16 protein-coding genes are annotated in these 19,251 nt (G+C 49.4%); 14 read left to right on the forward strand and 2 right to left on the reverse strand.

Translation table 11 applies throughout. The features are described from left to right. The first annotated feature begins 3 nt into the window (after positions 1 to 3). The 11 genes from BOO20_RS06170 (at position 4) to BOO20_RS06220 (ending at position 12,532) form a co-directional block, all read left to right on the forward strand. The gene (locus tag BOO20_RS06170) at positions 4 to 1,167 is read left to right on the forward strand and encodes a PstC family ABC transporter permease (RefSeq protein WP_076791460.1); all 1,164 of its coding nucleotides are present in this window, start codon (positions 4 to 6) and stop codon (positions 1,165 to 1,167) included. A gap of 48 nt (positions 1,168 to 1,215) precedes the next feature. Beyond that, positions 1,216 to 2,562: a phosphate ABC transporter permease PstA gene (gene pstA, locus BOO20_RS06175; protein ID WP_076791405.1), complete on the forward strand. Its 1,347-nt coding sequence runs from the start codon at positions 1,216 to 1,218 to the stop codon at positions 2,560 to 2,562. Positions 2,563 to 2,569: 7 nt separating this feature from the next. Next, positions 2,570 to 3,430, forward strand: a complete 861-nt coding sequence (gene pstB / locus BOO20_RS06180) for a phosphate ABC transporter ATP-binding protein PstB (protein ID WP_076791406.1) — start codon at positions 2,570 to 2,572, stop codon at positions 3,428 to 3,430. 18 nt (positions 3,431 to 3,448) lie between these two features. Continuing rightward, a complete protein-coding gene (phoU, locus tag BOO20_RS06185) occupies positions 3,449 to 4,135 on the forward strand; it encodes a phosphate signaling complex protein PhoU (RefSeq protein WP_076791408.1) in 687 nt (228 codons plus the stop codon). A gap of 40 nt (positions 4,136 to 4,175) precedes the next feature. Continuing rightward, complete coding sequence (locus BOO20_RS06190) at positions 4,176 to 5,267, forward strand: hypothetical protein (protein WP_076791462.1); 1,092 nt, start codon at positions 4,176 to 4,178, stop codon at positions 5,265 to 5,267. 136 nt (positions 5,268 to 5,403) lie between these two features. After that, on the forward strand, positions 5,404 to 6,972 hold the full coding sequence (locus BOO20_RS06195) for a CHAD domain-containing protein (protein ID WP_233120910.1): 1,569 nt from the start codon (positions 5,404 to 5,406) through the stop codon (positions 6,970 to 6,972). Beyond that, on the forward strand, positions 6,950 to 7,708 hold the full coding sequence (locus tag BOO20_RS06200; protein WP_076791410.1) for a ParA family protein: 759 nt from the start codon (positions 6,950 to 6,952) through the stop codon (positions 7,706 to 7,708). Before BOO20_RS06195 ends, BOO20_RS06200 begins: the two co-directional genes overlap by 23 nt. Positions 7,709 to 7,836: 128 nt before the next feature. Continuing rightward, the gene (locus tag BOO20_RS06205; protein WP_144277130.1) at positions 7,837 to 9,051 is read left to right on the forward strand and encodes a methionine adenosyltransferase; all 1,215 of its coding nucleotides are present in this window, start codon (positions 7,837 to 7,839) and stop codon (positions 9,049 to 9,051) included. 66 nt (positions 9,052 to 9,117) lie between these two features. Further along, a complete protein-coding gene (locus BOO20_RS06210) occupies positions 9,118 to 10,548 on the forward strand; it encodes a cation diffusion facilitator family transporter (protein ID WP_368665430.1) in 1,431 nt (476 codons plus the stop codon). Between the two features lie 20 nt (positions 10,549 to 10,568). Next, positions 10,569 to 11,783, forward strand: a complete 1,215-nt coding sequence (locus tag BOO20_RS06215; protein ID WP_076791412.1) for a multidrug effflux MFS transporter — start codon at positions 10,569 to 10,571, stop codon at positions 11,781 to 11,783. 59 nt (positions 11,784 to 11,842) lie between these two features. Further along, complete coding sequence (locus BOO20_RS06220; RefSeq protein WP_076791414.1) at positions 11,843 to 12,532, forward strand: haloacid dehalogenase type II; 690 nt, start codon at positions 11,843 to 11,845, stop codon at positions 12,530 to 12,532. 9 nt (positions 12,533 to 12,541) lie between these two features. Here the strand turns inward: BOO20_RS06220 and BOO20_RS06225 are convergent, their stop codons facing one another. After that, the gene (locus BOO20_RS06225; protein WP_076791416.1) at positions 12,542 to 15,946 is read right to left on the reverse strand and encodes a patatin-like protein; all 3,405 of its coding nucleotides are present in this window, start codon (positions 15,944 to 15,946) and stop codon (positions 12,542 to 12,544) included. A gap of 158 nt (positions 15,947 to 16,104) precedes the next feature. After that, complete coding sequence (locus BOO20_RS06230; protein ID WP_076791417.1) at positions 16,105 to 16,770, reverse strand: DUF2461 domain-containing protein; 666 nt, start codon at positions 16,768 to 16,770, stop codon at positions 16,105 to 16,107. A 225-nt stretch (positions 16,771 to 16,995) separates the two neighbouring features. Here BOO20_RS06230 and BOO20_RS06235 point away from each other — a divergent pair, with 225 nt between their 5' ends. From BOO20_RS06235 to BOO20_RS06245, 3 genes are all read left to right on the forward strand, one after another. After that, positions 16,996 to 17,406: a thioesterase family protein gene (locus BOO20_RS06235; RefSeq protein ID WP_076791419.1), complete on the forward strand. Its 411-nt coding sequence runs from the start codon at positions 16,996 to 16,998 to the stop codon at positions 17,404 to 17,406. 203 nt (positions 17,407 to 17,609) lie between these two features. Then, positions 17,610 to 18,155, forward strand: a complete 546-nt coding sequence (locus tag BOO20_RS06240) for an SRPBCC family protein (RefSeq protein WP_076791421.1) — start codon at positions 17,610 to 17,612, stop codon at positions 18,153 to 18,155. A gap of 36 nt (positions 18,156 to 18,191) precedes the next feature. Further along, complete coding sequence (locus BOO20_RS06245; RefSeq protein ID WP_076791422.1) at positions 18,192 to 19,235, forward strand: SDR family oxidoreductase; 1,044 nt, start codon at positions 18,192 to 18,194, stop codon at positions 19,233 to 19,235. Positions 19,236 to 19,251: the final 16 nt, after the last annotated feature.

Raw genomic sequence — 19,251 nt, forward strand, 5'->3', positions numbered from 1 at the left:
GTTATGGCTGAAGAGAGGGTCGGTGAGCGGAACCGCACAAACACCTTTGTGGTAAGCAGCCGCAAGCGAACCATACAGAAGGCAGTAAACAGGGCAGGAGAGCTTCTTCTGCTGGTACTGGCCTCGTTTGTGGCCGTTGTCGTCCTGTTTATTTTTTATTTTGTTGCCCGCGATGCCATCCCGTTTTTTGAGCTGAGGGGCTTCAGCGAATTCTTTACCACTACGGAGTGGTATCCGGCTGATGATCCGGGGAAATTCGGTGCCCTATCAATTATCTATGGCAGTCTGATGGTGACGCTCGGCTCGGCAATGATTGCCGTTCCGATGGGTATAGCTGCCGCAATATGTTTGAGTGATATTCTTCCGTTTTCCATTCGCCAGTATGCCAAGCCGGTCATCGAGATGCTTGCCGCCATTCCCTCGGTAGCGTTCGGTTTTTTTGCTCTCGTTGTTCTTGCTCCGCTGCTTCAGGACAAAGGAGGCGCTCTGTTGATGTGGGCCTGGTGGGTTCTTGCCGCTCCCTTCGCGGTGCTCTTTGTTATTGTCCTGTCCGACCTGCTGACTACCCGTATTGAAGACCCTGCGCGGCGTAAACTGTTCAACCTGTTATCGGTACTCCTCTTCGGCCTGCTTTCGGCCGGGCTGCTCTATCGCGTAGGCACCCTTCTGCATGCCATCGAGATTCTGACCGGTACCAATGCCTTGAACGTCTCCATTATTCTGAGTTTTATGGCACTGCCGACCATTGTCAGTGTTTCCGAAGACGCCCTTCAGGCGGTCGGGCGTGATATTCGTGAGGGCAGTTATGCGCTCGGAGCCACACGGGCCGAGACAATTGTGAAAACAATTCTTCCGGCGGCCAGCAGCGGTATTCTTGCGGCCGTCATTCTCGGTATCATGCGTTCACTTGGTGAAACCATGGTGGTCTGGATGGCATCCGGCAACTCGGCCCACATTCCCGAGCCCTGGTTCAACTACCTTGAAGCAATCAGAACCCTGACCGCGACCATTGCCGGTGATATGGGCGAGGCCGACCAGGTAACCGGTTCAGCCCGCTATCACGTCCTGTTTGCCATGGGACTGCTTCTGCTTGTTATCAGCTTTATCTGTAATCTCGTCAGTGAAAGAATTGTGGTGCGCCAGCGCAAAATCCTCTCCGGCCAGTAGGTTCCGGAGAGTGTAGCTGCCGCATATTGCTCATTTAACCCTGTTGTTATGAATCTCGGAACCAGGAAACTTCTGGATCGTTCGTTCACCGCTGTCGGTATCGGCTCAATTGTCATTATGGCGCTCGCCCTGATGGTCGTGCTGGTGCCGATTGTAACCAACGGGCTCGGAGCCGTGTTTTTTACCGGTACGGTTGAGCACCGCAAAATGCTGCTGAGTGAGTTCAACCGGGGTGACAGCCGGGAGCTGGAGAGAGAGATCGCCTCTTCAGATCGATACCGGGCAAAGGTTTACGAGATTCTTGCCGGGTTCGAGAGTGAAATGGCAGCAATGACGCCTGAGCGCCAGGATGAGTACCGCCCGAAATACGGGCAGGTCAAAACGGCCGTGCAGGCACTGCTCGGCCCTCTTCCGGGTGACCCTGAACCGATGCTGACCCGCTTCAAGTACGGTCAGACACGGTGGGAGAAAGCCGGGGAGAAGCTGCACGACCTGCTCTATGAAACGAAATGGGATAACTCCGATCCCAATGCCATGTCGAAAGAGTACTTTGCAAACCGCAGTGAGAGCTTTGCAGGAACCTCCCTTGTCAAACTCTTTCCCTACGTCAGGGAGAACATGTCAAACATGCTGCTTCCGGAGTTTACGGTTTACTGGGGATTCATTACCGACAGCTCGGTTGACTCCCATATTTTCGGAGGTATCTGGCCGGAAATTCAGGGTACCTTTTTCCTTGCCGTCGGAGCCATGCTCTTTGCCTTTCCGCTTGGTGTTGTTGCGGCGGTTTACTTTACCGAATACGCCAAATCCGGTTTTTTCAACAGCATGCTGCGCAGCGCAAACAGCACGCTTGCCGGAGTGCCGAGTATTGTGTTCGGCATGTTCGGTCTTGCTTTTTTTATCAACACCCTGAAGGTGTCCGAATCGAAAAGCGTTATTGCCGGTTCGCTCACGCTTGCGATCATGATTCTGCCGACCATTATCCGAGCGGCTGAAGAGGCGATACTTGCCGTACCGAAAACCTATCGTGAAGCATCGCTCAGTCTCGGGTCAACCAAATGGAACACCATTGCCACCGTGATTCTTCCGGCAGCGCTCCCCGGAATTCTGACCGGCGGGGTGATCAGTCTCGGCCGTGCAGCAGGAGAGACCGCCCCGATTATCTTTACCGCCGCCGTCAGTGTCGGTTCCGCGATTGGTCTGGCCGATGTCTTCTCCTCTCCGACCCCGGCGCTTTCATGGAACATCTACAACCTTGCCAGTGAGCATGAAGCCGCCGCCCAGATCCGCCATGTCCAGTACGGTATGGTGCTTGCGCTGGTGAGTATTGTTCTGCTCCTGAATCTCTCGGCGATTGTATTGAGAGCACGTATCTCCAAAAAATTAAAAGGCTAAAGTAATAATGCCCATGACAGATGATGTTACGGTAACAGCTCCGGATGTACCGGTAAAGAAATCCACCAGGGAGATCTATCTGCCCCCGGCCCGGAAGAAGATAACCGGTGGAGGTACCCCGCACATTGTAGCCAAAGAGTTTTCGATCTACTACGGTGAGTTTGAGGCGGTAAAGAGAGTGAGTGCCGATATTCTCTCAAAATATGTGACGGCCATAATCGGCCCGAGCGGTTGCGGCAAGAGCACCTTTTTACGCTCCATAAACCGGATGAACGACCTGATTCCAAATTGTCATACCACCGGAGCCCTGCTCTTTGACAATAACGATGTCTATGGGAAGTATACCGATGAGGTGCTGTTGCGCAAGAAGGTGGGCATGGTATTCCAGAAACCCAATCCCTTCCCGAAATCCATTTTTGACAACATCGCCTACGGCCCGCGTCTGCATGGTATAAATGACAAAAAAACTCTCGGAGATATTGTCGAACGGAGTCTGAAAAAGGCGGCGCTCTGGAGCGAGGTGTGCGACCGGCTCGACAAGAATGCCCTCGGTCTCAGCGGAGGCCAGCAACAGCGACTCTGTGTTGCCCGTACGCTTGCCGTTGAGCCTGAAGTGCTGCTGCTTGATGAGCCCACCTCGGCGCTTGACCCGAAAGCTACGGCTAAAATAGAGGATCTGATCCAGGAGCTGCGGGGCAGCTATACCATCATGATTGTGACCCACAACATGCAGCAGGCTTCACGGGTCTCGGATTACACCATGTTTTTCTATGAGGGGTCGCTGGTCGAGCACGCTTCAACCGCACAGCTCTTCACCAATCCCAGGGATTCGATGACCGAAGATTATATCACCGGAAGATTCAGCTAACGAAACCTATTCACTCCTATGTCAGACCGCCCGGTTCATGAACTTATAAAAGAGCTCTCGCTTGTTCTCGTACAACTTTCCGACAAGGTGCTTGAGAACTTTTTCAATGCTCTGCATGCAGTCAAGCACCAGGACGAACAGAGTGCCCGCCGTATCAGGCTGGTCGATGACGAGATTGATGCAGCCGAGGTACGGCTTGAAGAGCGCTGTCTGGCATTTCTTGCCCTGCAGCAGCCGGTGGCCAGAGATTTGCGTACCATAGTCACCATTATAAAAATCAATGATGATCTTGAGCGTATCGGTGACCTGGCCGTTCACATTATCGACCGTATGCCGCAAATCAGTCCCAAAATGCTTGAATCGTTTGATTTTGAAAAGATGGGAGTACATGCGGGCGAGATGGTGAAAAAATCCATTCAGGCTTTCATCTCAAAGGAGAGACGGCTTGCTGATCAGGTGTGTGCCCTGGATGAAGAGATTGATGTGATGCACCGCACGGTCTTCAAAAGGGTTACCCTGTTGATGAAAAGTCCTGATTCGCCTGTCGATGAGCTTATGGCCGCATTGAGCATCTCCCGCTACATCGAGCGTATGGCTGATCATGCCACCATGATTGCCCGTGAGGTGATCTATCTGGTGACAGGCGAAATTGTCCGTCACAAAGGGGATTTTTATCAAAACCTCATCGACTCTCTGAAAGAATAAAACGATTACAATAAAACGATCATTTGTGATGTATGCGAAGATGAAAGCAAGAGAAATAACGTTTCAGGATATCATGATCGGGGTCGATGGCAAAGAAAATATCGACTGTTCAAACAAAGGGCTAACCTCTCTTGAAGGATGCCCGGAGATCATAGCGGGCCATTTTAATGCTTCGGGAAACCGGTTAAAATCACTTGAAGGGGGCCCTTTAGAGGTATATGGCCATTTCGATTGTTCAAACAATCAATTGACGACACTCGAAGGTCTTCCGCATAAAATACATGGTGATTTCGATTGCTCGGGAAACCGCCTGGCCTCACTTAAAGGCGGGCCGAAAAAGGTAAAGGGGAATTTTGACTGTTCAGGAAACCAACTGATAACATTGCTTGGCGGACCCAACAAAGTGGGTGGAGATTTCATTTGTTCAGATAACCACTTGACCTCGCTGGAAGGCATTCCGGGCGAAGTATTTGATTGTGACTGTTCGATCAATCACCTGAAAATGCTGGACGGTGCTCCGGATCAGGTTCTCGGAGATTTTGATTGCTCAAACAATAAACTAACCTCTCTTGCTGGAGTATCCGCGTTTATTCTTGGTGATTTTTCCTGCGACAGCAACAGGTTAACGTCACTCAAAGGCGGACCTGTTGAAGTATATGGGGATTTCGTCTGCTCAAACAATCAGCTTGCATCCCTGAAGGGAGCACCTGAAGTGGTCGGGGGTAATTTTTCTTGTGCCGTAAACCAGATCAGCTCGCTCATTGGCGCTCCTCAGGAAGTTATTGATTTCGATTGTTCACATAATCAGTTAACAAAACTTGACGGGAGTTCTGAGAAAGTAAGTGGAAATTTTGACTGTTCAGATAATTGTCTGACATCGCTCAAAGGGGCTCCAGAAAAAGTCAAGGGCAATTTTGTCTGTTCAAAAAACAAGTTAACATCACTGAAAGGCTCCGTAAAAAAGATTAAAGGCAATTTTGACTGCACAGGAAATCCGTTTTTGACGCTTGACGGATCAATAAAAAAAGTAGGCGGTAATTTTATTTGCACCGAAGACGCAGGACTCTTTAATGAAAAAAAAGTTCGCGCGGTTTGCACGGTAAAGGGACTCTACATTGAAGCTCCTCTTTAAATTATTATGAGTCCCGACACATCGGATCAACCAATCCATTAAATATATCTGTTGCCATCGGGACCGTTTTTTTCCCTTGATGGTGGATAACTCCTCAAAATGTCAGAAACGGATGGGTGTCACTCCAACAAAAATAGTGTTGAGTCCAAATCACCTGCACTCACCATGGTTGCATCAGGAAAAAATGCATGCTGCGGGATGGCAGCTTGTACAATGTTCATCCCGACAGGCAGAGTCGGTTTACTATGATACTTTTGACTGGCTGGCATTCGAAAACGGGATGGCCGTTATAAAAAAAGAAGGCTCCCTGTATATTACTGCTCTCCATTCCGGCAGTGAAACCGCATACATCCCTTTTCGCGGAAACCCCACCGTATTTTTTCCGTCCCGTTTACCTGAATGCAAACTAAAAAAACTGCTTGGTGCGTGCGGAGATATGAGGGCATTCATCAAGCTGTGCGTATTCACAACGTTATCGCAAACCTACAGCATCCTTGACGGCCTAAACAAAACCATAGGCACGTTTTTTTCCGAATCATGGCATCTTGCGGAATATCCAGGCCAAAATCCTTTTTGTCAAGGTTATGCACTGAAACCGCTCAAGGGGTTCAGTAATGAGGTGGAGGAACTTGAAACGTGGCTGTCCAGCAATTATGAATCCCGAAAAATTGTGGAGTACCGGGATCTCTATCTGATACTGATGAAAGAGGCCGGGCTGAATGTAAAGGGATATGCGTCAAAAATCCATTTACAGCTTGATAAGCATGCGATGATTCATGAAAATGCCCGAAGGATGCTACAGAGCACCTTTACTCTTGTCAAGCAGAACGAAACCGGTATCAGCAGGGATATCGATACTGAGTTTCTGCACGACTATCGCGTCGCCATCCGCCGTTCCAGATCGGTGTTAATGCTTCTCAAGGGAGTGTTCAATCCTGAAGAAAGCGCTTATTTCCTCAATGCGCTCAAGGATATCGGCGAACGGACTAATGAACTGCGTGATATGGATGTCTACCTGCTCCACCAAACGAACTATTTAGGGTATCTCCCTCCGGTGCTGCAGCCGCCACTCAAAGAGTTCTTCAGCGAAATCACAGCAAAACGCAATAAACTGCACAAAGAGTTTTGCAGTCACCTTGCATCGATAAAATACAGATCCTTCCTGAAAGAGTGGGATGAGTGGATCAACAAGAAAGAGCTGCCGTCGCAGGAGAAGGCACCAAATGCAACCCTTGCCACGTCCACAATAGCTGAAGCAACGATAAAAAAAGCATGGAAAAAAGTGATTCGGGATGGTCGTAAGATCGGCCGAAAAACAACGGACAAAGAGCTTCATACACTTCGCATAGACTGTAAAAAACTTCGCTACCTGCTTGAGTTCTTCTCATCGATTTTTCCAAATAAAACAATTGCTCCAATCATAGGGCAGCTTAAGGAGCTTCAGGAAAACCTTGGCAACTTTACCGATTTTTCGGTGCAAATCTCATTTCTTGAAAAACGCCTGGTATTAATGGAAACAGAAAAAAAACATACATTACTTGCAGCCACAACTGGCGGATTAATCGCAATCCTTTATCAGAAGCAGGAAGAAACACGCCGGAAATTTCACGATACCTTCAGAGGTTTCGATGATGAGCAAACCGCGAAGTTCATGCATGAACTCTTAACCTTCCGGAAAGAAAATGAAAACAATAGCACTCTATAGCATCAAAGGAGGTGTTGGTAAAACCGCAACTGCTGTAAACCTCTCCTATCTTGCTTCCCTGCATACTTCTCCGACACTCATCTGCGACCTTGATCCCCAGGGGGCAAGCTCATACTACTTCAGGATTGCGGCCTCAAAAAAGTACAACAGCGAAAAGTTTCTCAAGGGAAGCAACAAAATATACAGCAACATCAAGGCCACCGATTTTGAACATCTTGACCTGCTCCCATCAGACTTTTCGTACCGGAATCTCGATATTGAACTTTTCGAAGAAAAAAATCCGAAGAAAAAACTCAAAAAAAACATCAAGGAACTGAGCGAAGAGTACAAGGTTATTTTTTTTGACTGCCCGCCAAACCTGACCCTGCTCTCCGAAAGTGTTTTTGCCGCTTCGGATGTGATCCTTGTTCCCATGATCCCGACAACACTCTCCATCCGCACCTACAACCAGCTAAAAGAGTTCTTCGAAACGCATAACCTTGACAGCTCAAGAATCCGGCCATTTTTCACCATGGTGGAAAAACAGAAAAAAATGCACCGCGATATTCTCAGTGAATTCCGTGACTACCCGAATTTTCTCTCACAAACGATACCCTACAGTTCGGATGTTGAGAAAATGGGAATCTACCGGGCACCAATCCATGCCGTTTCGCCGAACGCTCCGGCGGCAAAAGCCTATAAAGCTCTCTGGGAAGAGCTTGAGGCGATCCTTGATTTAACTGACAGTGTTTATTGACCGTTGAAAGGCCTTCATTCGCGGCAAGGAGGTTAGCTCGCGAATGATCGGATTTACGCAGTAAATGAGATACACCGGATACATTCATCAGTATTCGTCTATCGGCTGAACAGATAGAGGCCTTTTGCATGAACACTCTGCGAAACATCACCGTCGAAGCGGCAGGAACCACTCCCGCCGGAATGCGGCTGATTGAACTGATCGAACGCAAGGGAACCGGACATCCCGATACCATCTGCGACTCGATAATGGAGTCAGTATGCCTGAGCCTCTGCCGGGAATATATTGAGCGAACCGGACAAATCCTGCATCACAACCTCGACAAAGGGCTGCTTGTAGCCGGAAGAACCCTTGTAAAACCGGGTGGCGGCCGTGTGTTGGAGCCGATGAAGATCATTTTCGGCGACAGGGCAACCATTAATTTCAGAGGAGTGCACATCCCTGTCGGCAAAATCGCAGAAGAGGCCGCAAAAAACTGGCTGAAAAAGCACCTGCGTTTTGTCGATCCTGATATCCATGTACGCTTCCAGAACGAAATCAAACCCGGTTCGGCAGAGCTTACCGACCTGTTTGCGCGCAGCGTGATCGGAGCAAATGACACCTCTGTCGGAGCTGGTTATGCACCGCTCAGCAATGCCGAAAAAGTTGTGCTTGAGATTGAACACTATCTCAACTCACCGGGATTCAAGCAGGCTTTTCCTGAAACCGGTGAGGATATCAAGATCATGGGGTACAGAAACCGCAACCACCTCACCCTTACCATTGCCATGGCTTTTGTTGACCGCTTTATCCTCTCTCCCGCACACTATTTCGAACGGAAAGCCGCCGTACTTGACGCCGTGAAGCACGTTCTTGCAGCAAAGTGCATGCCTTTCAGTGGAATAACCGTTGAACTCAACACACTCGACGACCCGACGAGGGGTGAAGGCGGTATCTACCTGACCGTGCTCGGCACCTCGGCAGAGGGCGCTGACGGAGGAGAGGTCGGGCGCGGCAACAGGGTAAACGGGCTTATCGCATTCGAGCGACCCCTCACTCTTGAGGCAGCAGCAGGTAAAAATCCGGTAAGCCATGTCGGAAAAATCTATAATGTACTTGCCTCTGAAATTGCCGCCCGCATCTACAGGGAGATTGAGGGAGTAGAGGATGTGTCGATCCTGCTCTGCAGCCAGATCGGCAAACCTCTCGACCGCCCCCTTGCCGCTTCAGCACGAATTACCACTTCGCAGGGTGTAACGCTCAACGATGTCAGGGATAACGTCACTGCCATCATCGATGCAGAACTTGCCGATATCACAAAGTTCACCGGCCGCCTTGCGCGCGGGGAGTTCCCGATCTGCTGAGGTGAAGCTGAAAATAAATAATTTGTCTTTCACGCCTCCTGCGTACATTGAAGTCCGGCGAACAGCATGGACAGCGCTCTGTATACCAATGAGAACAGGGTTGAAAGACAAAAAGAGATGGAACACGCTCACAAAAAACAACAGGTTGCCATAAGCTCGGTCGTAGCAAGCCTCCTGCTTACGGCTATGAAGCTCATCGTCGGCCTGTTGACCGGCAGTATCGGCATCATCTCCGAAGCCGCACACTCCGCCCTCGACTTCGGAGCTGCTTCGCTCACCTGGTACGCCGTAAGAATGAGCGGCAAACCGGCTGACAGCAAACACCATTACGGGCATGCAAAGGTGGAGAGTGTCTCCGCCCTGATCGAAACCGGCCTTCTTGTTGTGACAAGCGCATGGATCATCTATGCCGCCATCGAGCGGTTGATTGCCGGAACAACAGAGATCGAGGTCACCTGGTATGCATTTGCCGTTATGGCCATCTCCATTGTCGTTGACATCTCCCGATCAATAGCCCTGAAAAAGGTTGCGAAAGAGACCGGCAGCCAGGCGCTTGAGGCCGATGCACTCCACTTCAGCTCTGACATTCTCAGTTCAGCAGTCGTTATCCTCGGGCTTGTTTTTGTCTCTCTCGGTATCGCCTGGGCCGATGCGGTTGCCGGTATTGCTGTGGCTCTGGTAGTCCTGTGGGCCGCGTTCCGTCTCGGCAAAGAGACCATCGATGTCCTGACCGATGCTGCACCTGAAGGGCTTGCGGACCGGATTGAAGAGATGACCATGAGTGTCGCCGGAGTAATCGCCATTGACAAGCTGAGGGTAAAGCCAAGTGGCCCCCAGATATTTGTGGAGATGGGTGTCAGTGTCAACAGGACACTTTCTGTTGAAAAAGTTCAGAAAATCTGTGCCGAAATCGAGCAGAAGGTGCGTAAAGAGTTCACCCTGGCCGATATGATCATCAACACCCGCCCGATTGCCCTCAACAGCGAAACCATCGCCGAAAGGGTGCATGTGATCGGCCTGAACCACAACCTGCACGCCCATAACATTTCGACCAATCTTTCGGAGCAGAAAAAGTTTATCACGTTTGATGTCGAAATCGACCAGAAGCTTACCATAAAAGAGGCTCACGATACCGTAAGTGCGCTGGAAGAGGAACTGCACCGGGAGTTCGACGGAGAGCTTGATATCTGCATCCATCTCGACCCGCTCCGTAACGAGGAACACAGCACCACCGCCCTCTCAGACGGAGCGGAAACCGTTGTACGCGAAACAATCATTGCGGTCTCAAAAACTATTGAAAAAATTCAGGATGTACACGACATCCAGATCCGCAAATCCGACACCGGCAAGCTCTTCATCACCCTCCACTGCTCATTTGACGATGAAGCACTGCTTGAGGAGGTACACTCACTCACCAGCCAGCTTGAAGGTGCTATCTACCACTCCCTGCCCTATGCCTACAGGGTTATTATCCACGCCGAACCCCTCTACGGCTGATACATGAGAAACGGAACCGTATGAAGCACAAGAAAAGAAGTGAACCGGGTTTTGCTGAATTCATAACCCTGACGGCCATCATGATGTCGCTGGTCGCCCTTTCGATTGATACCATGCTGCCTGCGCTCTCTGATATCGGCAAGGAGCTGGGTGTCCATGATGAGAATGCAAACCAGCTCATCCTCTCCATACTCTTTCTCGGCATGGCCTCTGGCCAGTTGCTCTACGGCCCGATATCCGACAGCACCGGGCGCAAACCGGCGATCTATCTGGGTTACACAATCTTTATCACCGGCTGCCTGCTCTCACTCTTTGCTACAAACTTTCCGGTCATGCTTGCAGGTCGCTTCCTTCAGGGATTCGGAACCGCAGGCCCCCGCATTATCTCCATTGCTATTGTCCGCGACCGGTACGAAGGGAGTTCCATGGCGCGTGTCATGTCATTCGTCATGACCATCTTTATTCTCGTGCCGATTGTCGCTCCTGCTTTCGGCCAGGGAATACTGCTCTTCTCCGGCTGGCGTGCGATCTTTGCAATGTTTCTTATTCTTGCACTGCTCTCGCTTCTCTGGTTTGCACTCCGGCAACCCGAAACCCTGATGGCGGAAAACCGGATTCCCTTTTCGTTTAAGAGAATGACATCCACTATTGGCAAAATTCTAAAGAACCGCAGTGCAATCGGTTATACCGTAACCGCAGGTCTTGTGTCCGGTTATTTTCTCGGTTATCTGAACTCTGCGCAGCAGATTTTTCAGGAAGAGTATGCTCTCGGCACTCTTTTTCCGCTCTATTTTGCCGCTCTGGCACTCTCGATCGGCTGCGCATCGTTTGTCAATGCGCGGCTTTTACTGCATCACACCATGCAGTTGCTCTCACGCGGGGCACTCCTGACCATCGGCACCATGTCGGCATCATTCCTCCTCATGATACTGCTGCAGAATAACCATCCCCCCCCCCTGTGGCAGCTCATGGCTTATCTGTCTCTCACCTTTTTCAGTACAGGCATTCTTTTCGGAAACCTCAATGCACTGGCCATGGAGACCCTCGGCAGCATTGCCGGTATCGGATCCGGTATTGTCGGTTCACTCTCAACCTTTATTTCACTCATCGTCGGCACGGCAATCGGCCTGAACTACAACGGCACCGTACTCCCCCTTACCACCGGGTTCTTCATTGTCACGCTCATGGCACTCGGGGTCATGCAGTGGACAGAAGCAGAAAAACAGCTATCCTGAAGGCAAGAAAAAAGCTACTTATGCATTGAACGGCAAAACGAACGAAATGAGGCCCAATCATGAGCGAAAAAGTAACAATCGCGTTTGATGTTTATGGCACCCTGATCAATACTCACGGCCTGATCGGCATGCTTCAGCGACACGTCGGCGACAACGCCGCGCCATTTTCAAAGCTCTGGCGGGAGAAACAGCTTGAATACTCATTCCGTCGCGGTCTGATGCAAAAGTACCTCAACTTTGGTGTTTGTACCGCGCAAGCGCTCGATTATGCCGCTCTCTCCTTCGGCGTCGCTCTCACAGAACAAGAAAAAGAGGAGCTGCTCATTGCATACAAAGCTCTGCCCGCTTTTGATGATGTAAAGAGGGGGCTTGAGGAAGCAAAAGATGCCGGGTTCAGGCTCTATGCCTTTTCCAACGGGAAAGCATCCGATATTGAGTTGCTGCTCGACCGGGCAGGAATAGGTGGTTACTTTCTTGATATCATCAGTGTCGATGAGGTGCACTCCTTCAAACCCGACCCGGCAGTCTACCGCCACTTTCTCGACCGTGCATCCGCACAAGCCGAAAAGAGCTGGCTGGTGTCAGCCAACCCGTTTGATGTCATTGGCGCCCGAGCCGCAGAGATGCAGGCCATATGGCTCCAGCGCTTCCCGGATCTCGTCATGGATCCCTGGGAGATTAAGCCGACACTTATCATCAACACCATTGAGAGCGTGGCCGAATCCATAACTGGCTGGCACCAGGCTTGAATATTTTTATCAAACAGGTTTGCGATGCCATATGTCATTGTTCAACCAGTCATGCAAACCAATAAAATAAGCCCACAAATTATCCTGAAATCCGAGAAGCGCATAGAGAAAAGTGAAACCGGAAATCATCATGAGAACAACCAGTACAAATGCCATGCTTTTTAAGAGCATTGTCCAGCTTTTCCTGAAAAGAATCAGACTGTTCAACCATAACATGATAACATGAACTGAACCAGTCAAGGCAAAAGCGAAAATAGCAAAGCGCTGTACAGAATCGTTTACAAAAACAAACCCACCGACAAACATCACCACCGCGAAAAGATAGAGAAGATTTATCCAGTGTCTGAATATCAGATTCGAAAAACTGCGAGGAATAGCCGCATCTACAAGGCCAAGGAAAAATCGTCCGGAATTCGTTAACAGCGGGATGTATGTTCTTCCGGGTAAACTTTTATTGTCTGCAATTCCGGTAAGCATTTTACCCATGACAGTCGTCGCCCTCGCTGCATTTTTCAGGGCACCTTCCGGTTCCAGTCCTTTGTTTGTCCTGAATTTTGCAAGGTAATGATCCCGAAGTTCCCCCTCGTCGATTGTTCTGAATGCATATGCAGTATCGCGGCCTGTTCGGACAGCATCACCGGCATTTTGCCTGAGTGCAGAAATAAATGCAGTGAGAACTTCCGGATCAGGTTGACCGTTATCGGGACGCATGAATGGTTCAACAAGCAGGTCGTACTTCTCCTCTCTGCCCATCGGGGCAATGGTTTCAAGTACAATGGCAGCCTGGGCCTCACCGGTAAATGATTTAGCCGCTTCCCTGTCAGGCATGAGTGCAGAAATAATTCGCTCGGCACCATCAAGCTGCCCCCACATAATATCGTTCTGTCGCCACCTCTTCTCCATAAAAGCGCCAAAATTACCGAGGGAGGTGCCCGCAAGCTTGTGAAGCTTCATTTTCTGTTCATCAATGAGCAATTTTGCATCCTCGGGGCTTACCCTTGAAACATCGATCCAGTCACCCTCCCCACCTCCGGTACCATAGATAACAGGAAAAATAATCATATCGAAATCGCTGTATTTACGGTAGTACGCAAGGAGAATCGATTGAGCAACTTCTCTTGCCGGGGCTCTGCATTCGCCCGTCAGCGCCTTGCGGCAAGCCTCATCGCTTGCAGAAATTGAACGCTTTAGCTCAGCCTTAACAATTACACTAATTTCATCAAGCAGAGCCTGAAGCTGCTCGTTACCTTCAAGAATATTTCGGGCCTTTTCTTCTCCGTTCTGTTCATCGATAACCGTGGAGTGAGCACTTGTCATATCAGAATCTGCCGTTCTGCCAAAAAAATACTCAAGCACAGTCTGAAACCTCTTCTCAGGATTCGGTACAGAAGCATCCGGCGAAGAGTGTACAGCACTCCCCTGAGGGCGGCTATGTATTTCACAGCCCCTGACCAGACACTCAATCAGTTCTGTCAACTTGTCATAAATCGGGCTCACTTTTGCGGCCTCAGGCAGAACCTGCCCAGGGGTAAATCGTGAACGCAGTTCCCTGCCAGCTTTCACCAAAAGAACAAGTTGCCTGTTGAGTTCCCGTCTGATTTGAAAAAGTTCAGCCCTGAATTGAACAATCCAATCCTCTCTATTGTCACGGTTAAGTCCGACACTTCCCGGAACCTGAGCCATCCATACAGAATAGTTATCTATCTCCTCAATATATTTTTTCGGGTCCAAACAAGAGAGCCGGTCAATCTGACGAATCAGGAACTTCAACCTTCTCATTGGATAGGTCAGGTCAAATGCATTGAGAAATGCATTCAGTGTTTGCTTTGGCGGGACATCTTTATGGTCATCTTCATGATAGTCAGTGTACCTCCGCTCTCTCCATGCCCTCAAAAGATAGCGGAACACAAGAAAATAGTTTGACTCCTCATTAAAACCGGCAACCCTGGTGAGCAACCGCCCGAAATCATCAGTAACAACCGATATCTCCAGCCTGTGGTATCCCACATACCCCGGCCCCCTTCGGTTGGTCATATCTTCAAGATCAAGCTGATCCCACTCCTCATCGCTCAAGGTGCTCTTTGTCCACAGGGGAGGAACCTCTGTGGCGTTTTTTGGCTGCCATTTCCGATAGCTCACGTATTCTCCCCGCAGAGCCATCTGGTCGCGCTCTATATTGCTGATTATCCGCTCAACCCGTTCGGTCAGGCGGTTCCTCTCAAATATTTTATCGAGATCTTCCCTGATGGTTTCGGCTCTCGGCAGTTTGAGCAGGGCCGCCAGCGAATTTTCAATGGCATCTGGCTTGCCGACCTTCTCCACAGTTAGTTCAGGATTATCCGGAGCAGGTTCAATGTAAAGCAGCTTCCGTTCTATCGGGTAATCAGAAGAACGTTCTGAAATCGTATCGATCGCATAGGTAAAGGGTTTGTTATCAAGATAGCCGCCATCTCCAAAGGGACGGCTCATATAGGGAATGGTGCCATTAACTGCAGTGTGCGGATAATTTTTAAAAAACCGTTGCCATTTCGGGTTGTCAGAGTATGGATTTGCTGAATAAAACTTTTCGCCCAACTTCATGCTGTCAAGAACTGCATCAATATCACTGAAACACATCGGCTCAAAGACGAAGGGAAAAGAGGAGGTCGAACGGGCAGCAAATGCCAGCATTGGATTATTACTGCCTATAAAATCGTTCCATATCTGATCTGTGGCTGCGGAATAGGTAAACCGGAAAACATTTTTGTATTTCCGCTCATATATTGTAGAGTCGGATAGCTTCATCGGAAGCGTGAGGCCAAGAATATCTGTTGCCGTAACAAACAGATCGAGTTCACGAACATATGAGCCATATTCATCAGGCGCTGCCTTGACATCCCCACCACTCTCCATCTGGTTGAAAGCATCAAAAAGCTTGAGGTACATCCTCTGACTGTTAAAGAGCGATGCCGGTTCCTTCTGCAGTTTCAGATTTGTAGCCTTGACTGAATTTTTGTCATTGAGAAGCAGGCTGACATCTCCTTCTGTGATCCAGAGATTTTTAAGCCCGTCAATATTCTTGCGATTTGCCAGTGCCTTTGCCAGAAAAATACCATTGATCCCCCCCGCTGATGTTCCTGAAATGATATCGATAACGAACTTTCGGTGAAGAGGAGCATTGGACTCAAGCAGCTTGCGTTCACTCCCTTCGTCCAGCCGCGAAGTACTGCAATAGGCAAGTTTTCTGTAGACCACTTCAACATGGTCAAGATCACGGTAATCAATCAGCGGCGTATTGTTCGCATCTTTGGTTGCCGTTGCCCTGACCATCCGCAACAGCTCCTGCGCAATACCGTTCATATAAATCGCCAGGGAAACGCCGCCGTACATGACAACAGCAAAACGGACTTCGGTTTTGGTGGAATTTTCTTCCATTGATTGAAGCTGTTTAGTCGGTTAAAACAACTGAAAGATGCTCAGACGATTCGGAGGATTCTGCAGCAAATACTGTATATGAACCACCAAAAAACAAGGATAATATACGTAATAATGAACACGGAAACACAACAAGAAAACGGCGTAAGGGGATACACCTACAGTGCCCTGTTGAGAAAATCAATCATCGGTTTGGAGATGAGGAAGGCATCTGCAATGCGACAGACCAGAGCCGGATCGGCTACCTCCCTGTCTGAAAGAAACTGCTGGGTATAGTACCCCTTGAACCTGAGATACTCGATGGCGGGATTGGTGACCTCATACCCTTTCGGTGGCCTCTTCAGAGCGCCTGAAGGTTCAACACCTTTCGGAAACCGGGAGATGAACTCTTTTTTTGTAATAATGGAGTGCCACTCACTGAAATGCCGGTCGATTTCACCTCTCAACAGATCGAGCACCGCCGGTTCCGGCATATAGATTCCACCCCCGATAAATGATGCCCCCGGTTCTAAATGGAGATAGTAGCCGCCAAAAGGACTTTTGCGTCCTCCCCTGTTGATAAAGGCAAAAAAGTTGGTTTTGTAGGGCGACTTGTCCTTTGAAAAGCGGACATCGCGATTGATACGCATAATGCACGACTTCGGATCGAGGTGCGACCCTGCAATCTCTTTATCAAACTCGCCTATCGCCAGAATCAGCTTCACCACCGTATCAAGAAACTCTCCGTAGGCATGCTGATACTCTTTCTTATGAAGCTCAAACCACCCCCGGTCATTGTTCAGTTTCAGCTCCCGGAGAAAATCAAGTGTTGCTGTGGTAATCATACGAAGAAGGATTAAGCGGTGTCAAAATATAACGGTAAAGTTACACACCCTTTTCTATTCTTGAAAGATCTAAAAATCCGGCACAGCGAATCACTTTTGCCAGTAACAACTCCTGCGTTTCCAGAGTCTGATCCCATACACGTCCGTCAAATGTGTGTTACCGGATTTCTTTTTCTTTACTTTGTTGTTCTGATCAACACCAACACTCAAACGGGAAACTGAATCATGGCGGAGGAGCGATTTTCCATAACCATCAGGCTGGTGCCGGAGGATATCGACATGCTTGGCCATGTCAATAACTTGGTCTATCTGCGCTGGGTGCAGGAGGCTGCAATGGCGCACTGGAGCACCATTGCTCCGGTGGATGAACAGGAGAAGCTCATCCGGATAATACGCCGTCATGAGATCGATTATAAAAGGCCAGCCCTGTTGGGGGGTACGGTTCTGGTACGAACATGGATCGGTAACGCCTCACGGTTTGCATTCGACCGCCACACCGAAATCCTCCATGCTTCCAACCTTCGCCCGCTTGCCATCGTCAGAACGGTCTTGTGCCCCATTGACCGCAAAAACGGTCGCCCAACTGACATCAGCCCCGCCATTCGGGAACTCTTTGCTGTGGAGTCGATCAAGTAACTATCCCTGCTTCACGAAAACAGCACCTTGCAGTGAATGAAACAATCTCAATAACAGAGTGCATCATGACGTTTGTTGAAACTGTCGTTGCAGGGTATCGCTCTTGCTCGTACATTGCAGAGCAGGAGTTCTGATGGCAATGCCCCAACACCAGACAAGCTTGACCTGGAAGAGAGCGGAAAACGCTTTACATCTACAGAGATATGGAACAGCAATCAAGGGAGATATCCCGACTAAAGGAGGGCGAGCCCATTGTTGAGCTTGCATTTCTTCCGCACGACATCGTAAAAGTTGACGGTAAAATCCTGATAGCTGCACCGGCAGAGCATGTATGGAAAGCCCTGACGGATTACGACAATCTCCATAACACGTTGCCGAAAGTTATCGCAAGCAGAGTTGTGGAGCGAAAAGAAAATGAGGTTACTCTGGATCAGACGGGAAAAACCGGCATCTTTTTTTTTGAAAAGACCGTTTATTTTCGGTTGCGATTACGGGAAGAGCTTCTGAAAAAAGTCATATTCGAACAGGTAGAGGGGGATTTCAGCGTCTACCGGGGAGAGTGGATTCTTGAGAGCAGTGACTCACTTGAAGGAACCATACTCTCCTACCATGCGGAGATCAGACCGCTTTTTTTTGCTCCACCGATTCTTGTAAGCTTTGTGCAGTGGCAGGATATGCCTGGCATACTCAAGGCGCACAAAAAAACGGCAGAAGCGACAGCTTGTGAAAAGAGCAGCAAAGCCAAGTAACAGCGATTATTTCAACCATTCAGTACAGAGTGAATTATGATCACCAGTAAACCCGTATGTGTTACCGGAGCCTCCGGATTCATTGCCGCATATATTGTAAGGGATTTGCTCCTGGAGGGCTACAGGGTCAGGGGAACAGTCCGAAAAAGTGCCGATCATTATCCATTTCTGCTCAATCTGCCCGGTGCTTCTGACCGGCTTGAGCTGGTAAAGGCTGACCTGATGCAGGAGCGCGCCTATGACCTTGCAGTTGAGGGGTGCGACTATGTCATCCATACCGCGAGCCCTTACGAAATCAATGTGAAAAATCCACAGGAGGATCTGGTTGATCCTGCCGTTGAGGGCACCGAGAGTGTGCTCAAAAGCTGCATGAAATCAGGCAGTGTCAAAAGAGTGGTTTTCACCTCGTCAATTGCTGCGATCACCGATGAACCGGAGAGTTCGAAAGTATTCACCGAAAAAGACTGGAATACCATGTCCTCTCTTGAGCGCCACCCATACCAGTACTCCAAAACACTTGCCGAAAGGGCAGCATGGGATTTCATCATGCAGAAAAAGCCTCCCTTTGACCTTGTCGTTATCAATCCCTTCATGGTCGTCGGTCCGTCGCTCTCGCCTCAGCTCAACACTACAAACCGGATTATCCGTGATATCATGACCGGAGTCTATCCCGGGATCATGGATATAAACTGGGGTTTTGTCGATGTCCGTGACGTTGCAAAAGCACATATCCTTGCCATCACAACCAGTTCGGCAAGCGGACGTTATCTCTGTTCAGGAGAGGCGATGCATATGCGTGACCTTGTTGCACTGCTCAAATCGTCCGGCTTCGGCAACTATGCGCTCCCGAAGCTCGATCTCTCAGGTAAAGCCGGCACACTACTGATGAAACTGCTCTCATTCACGCAGCCGAAAGATACCGGAACCTATATCCGCACCAATGTAGGCCGTACCTTCCGCTATGACAATGCTAAAATCAAGCGGGAACTTGGCCTCTCATTCATGGATGTAAAGGAAAGCATTATTGAAGCCGTTAAGGATATGGAAAAGTGGGGCCATTTAACGCCTCCGAAACGATGAACATACTCGAAATCCC

Origin of the sequence: Chlorobium sp. KB01 (assembly GCF_001975465.1) — a bacterium.
Classification (GTDB): Bacteria; Bacteroidota; Chlorobiia; order Chlorobiales; family Chlorobiaceae; genus Chlorobium.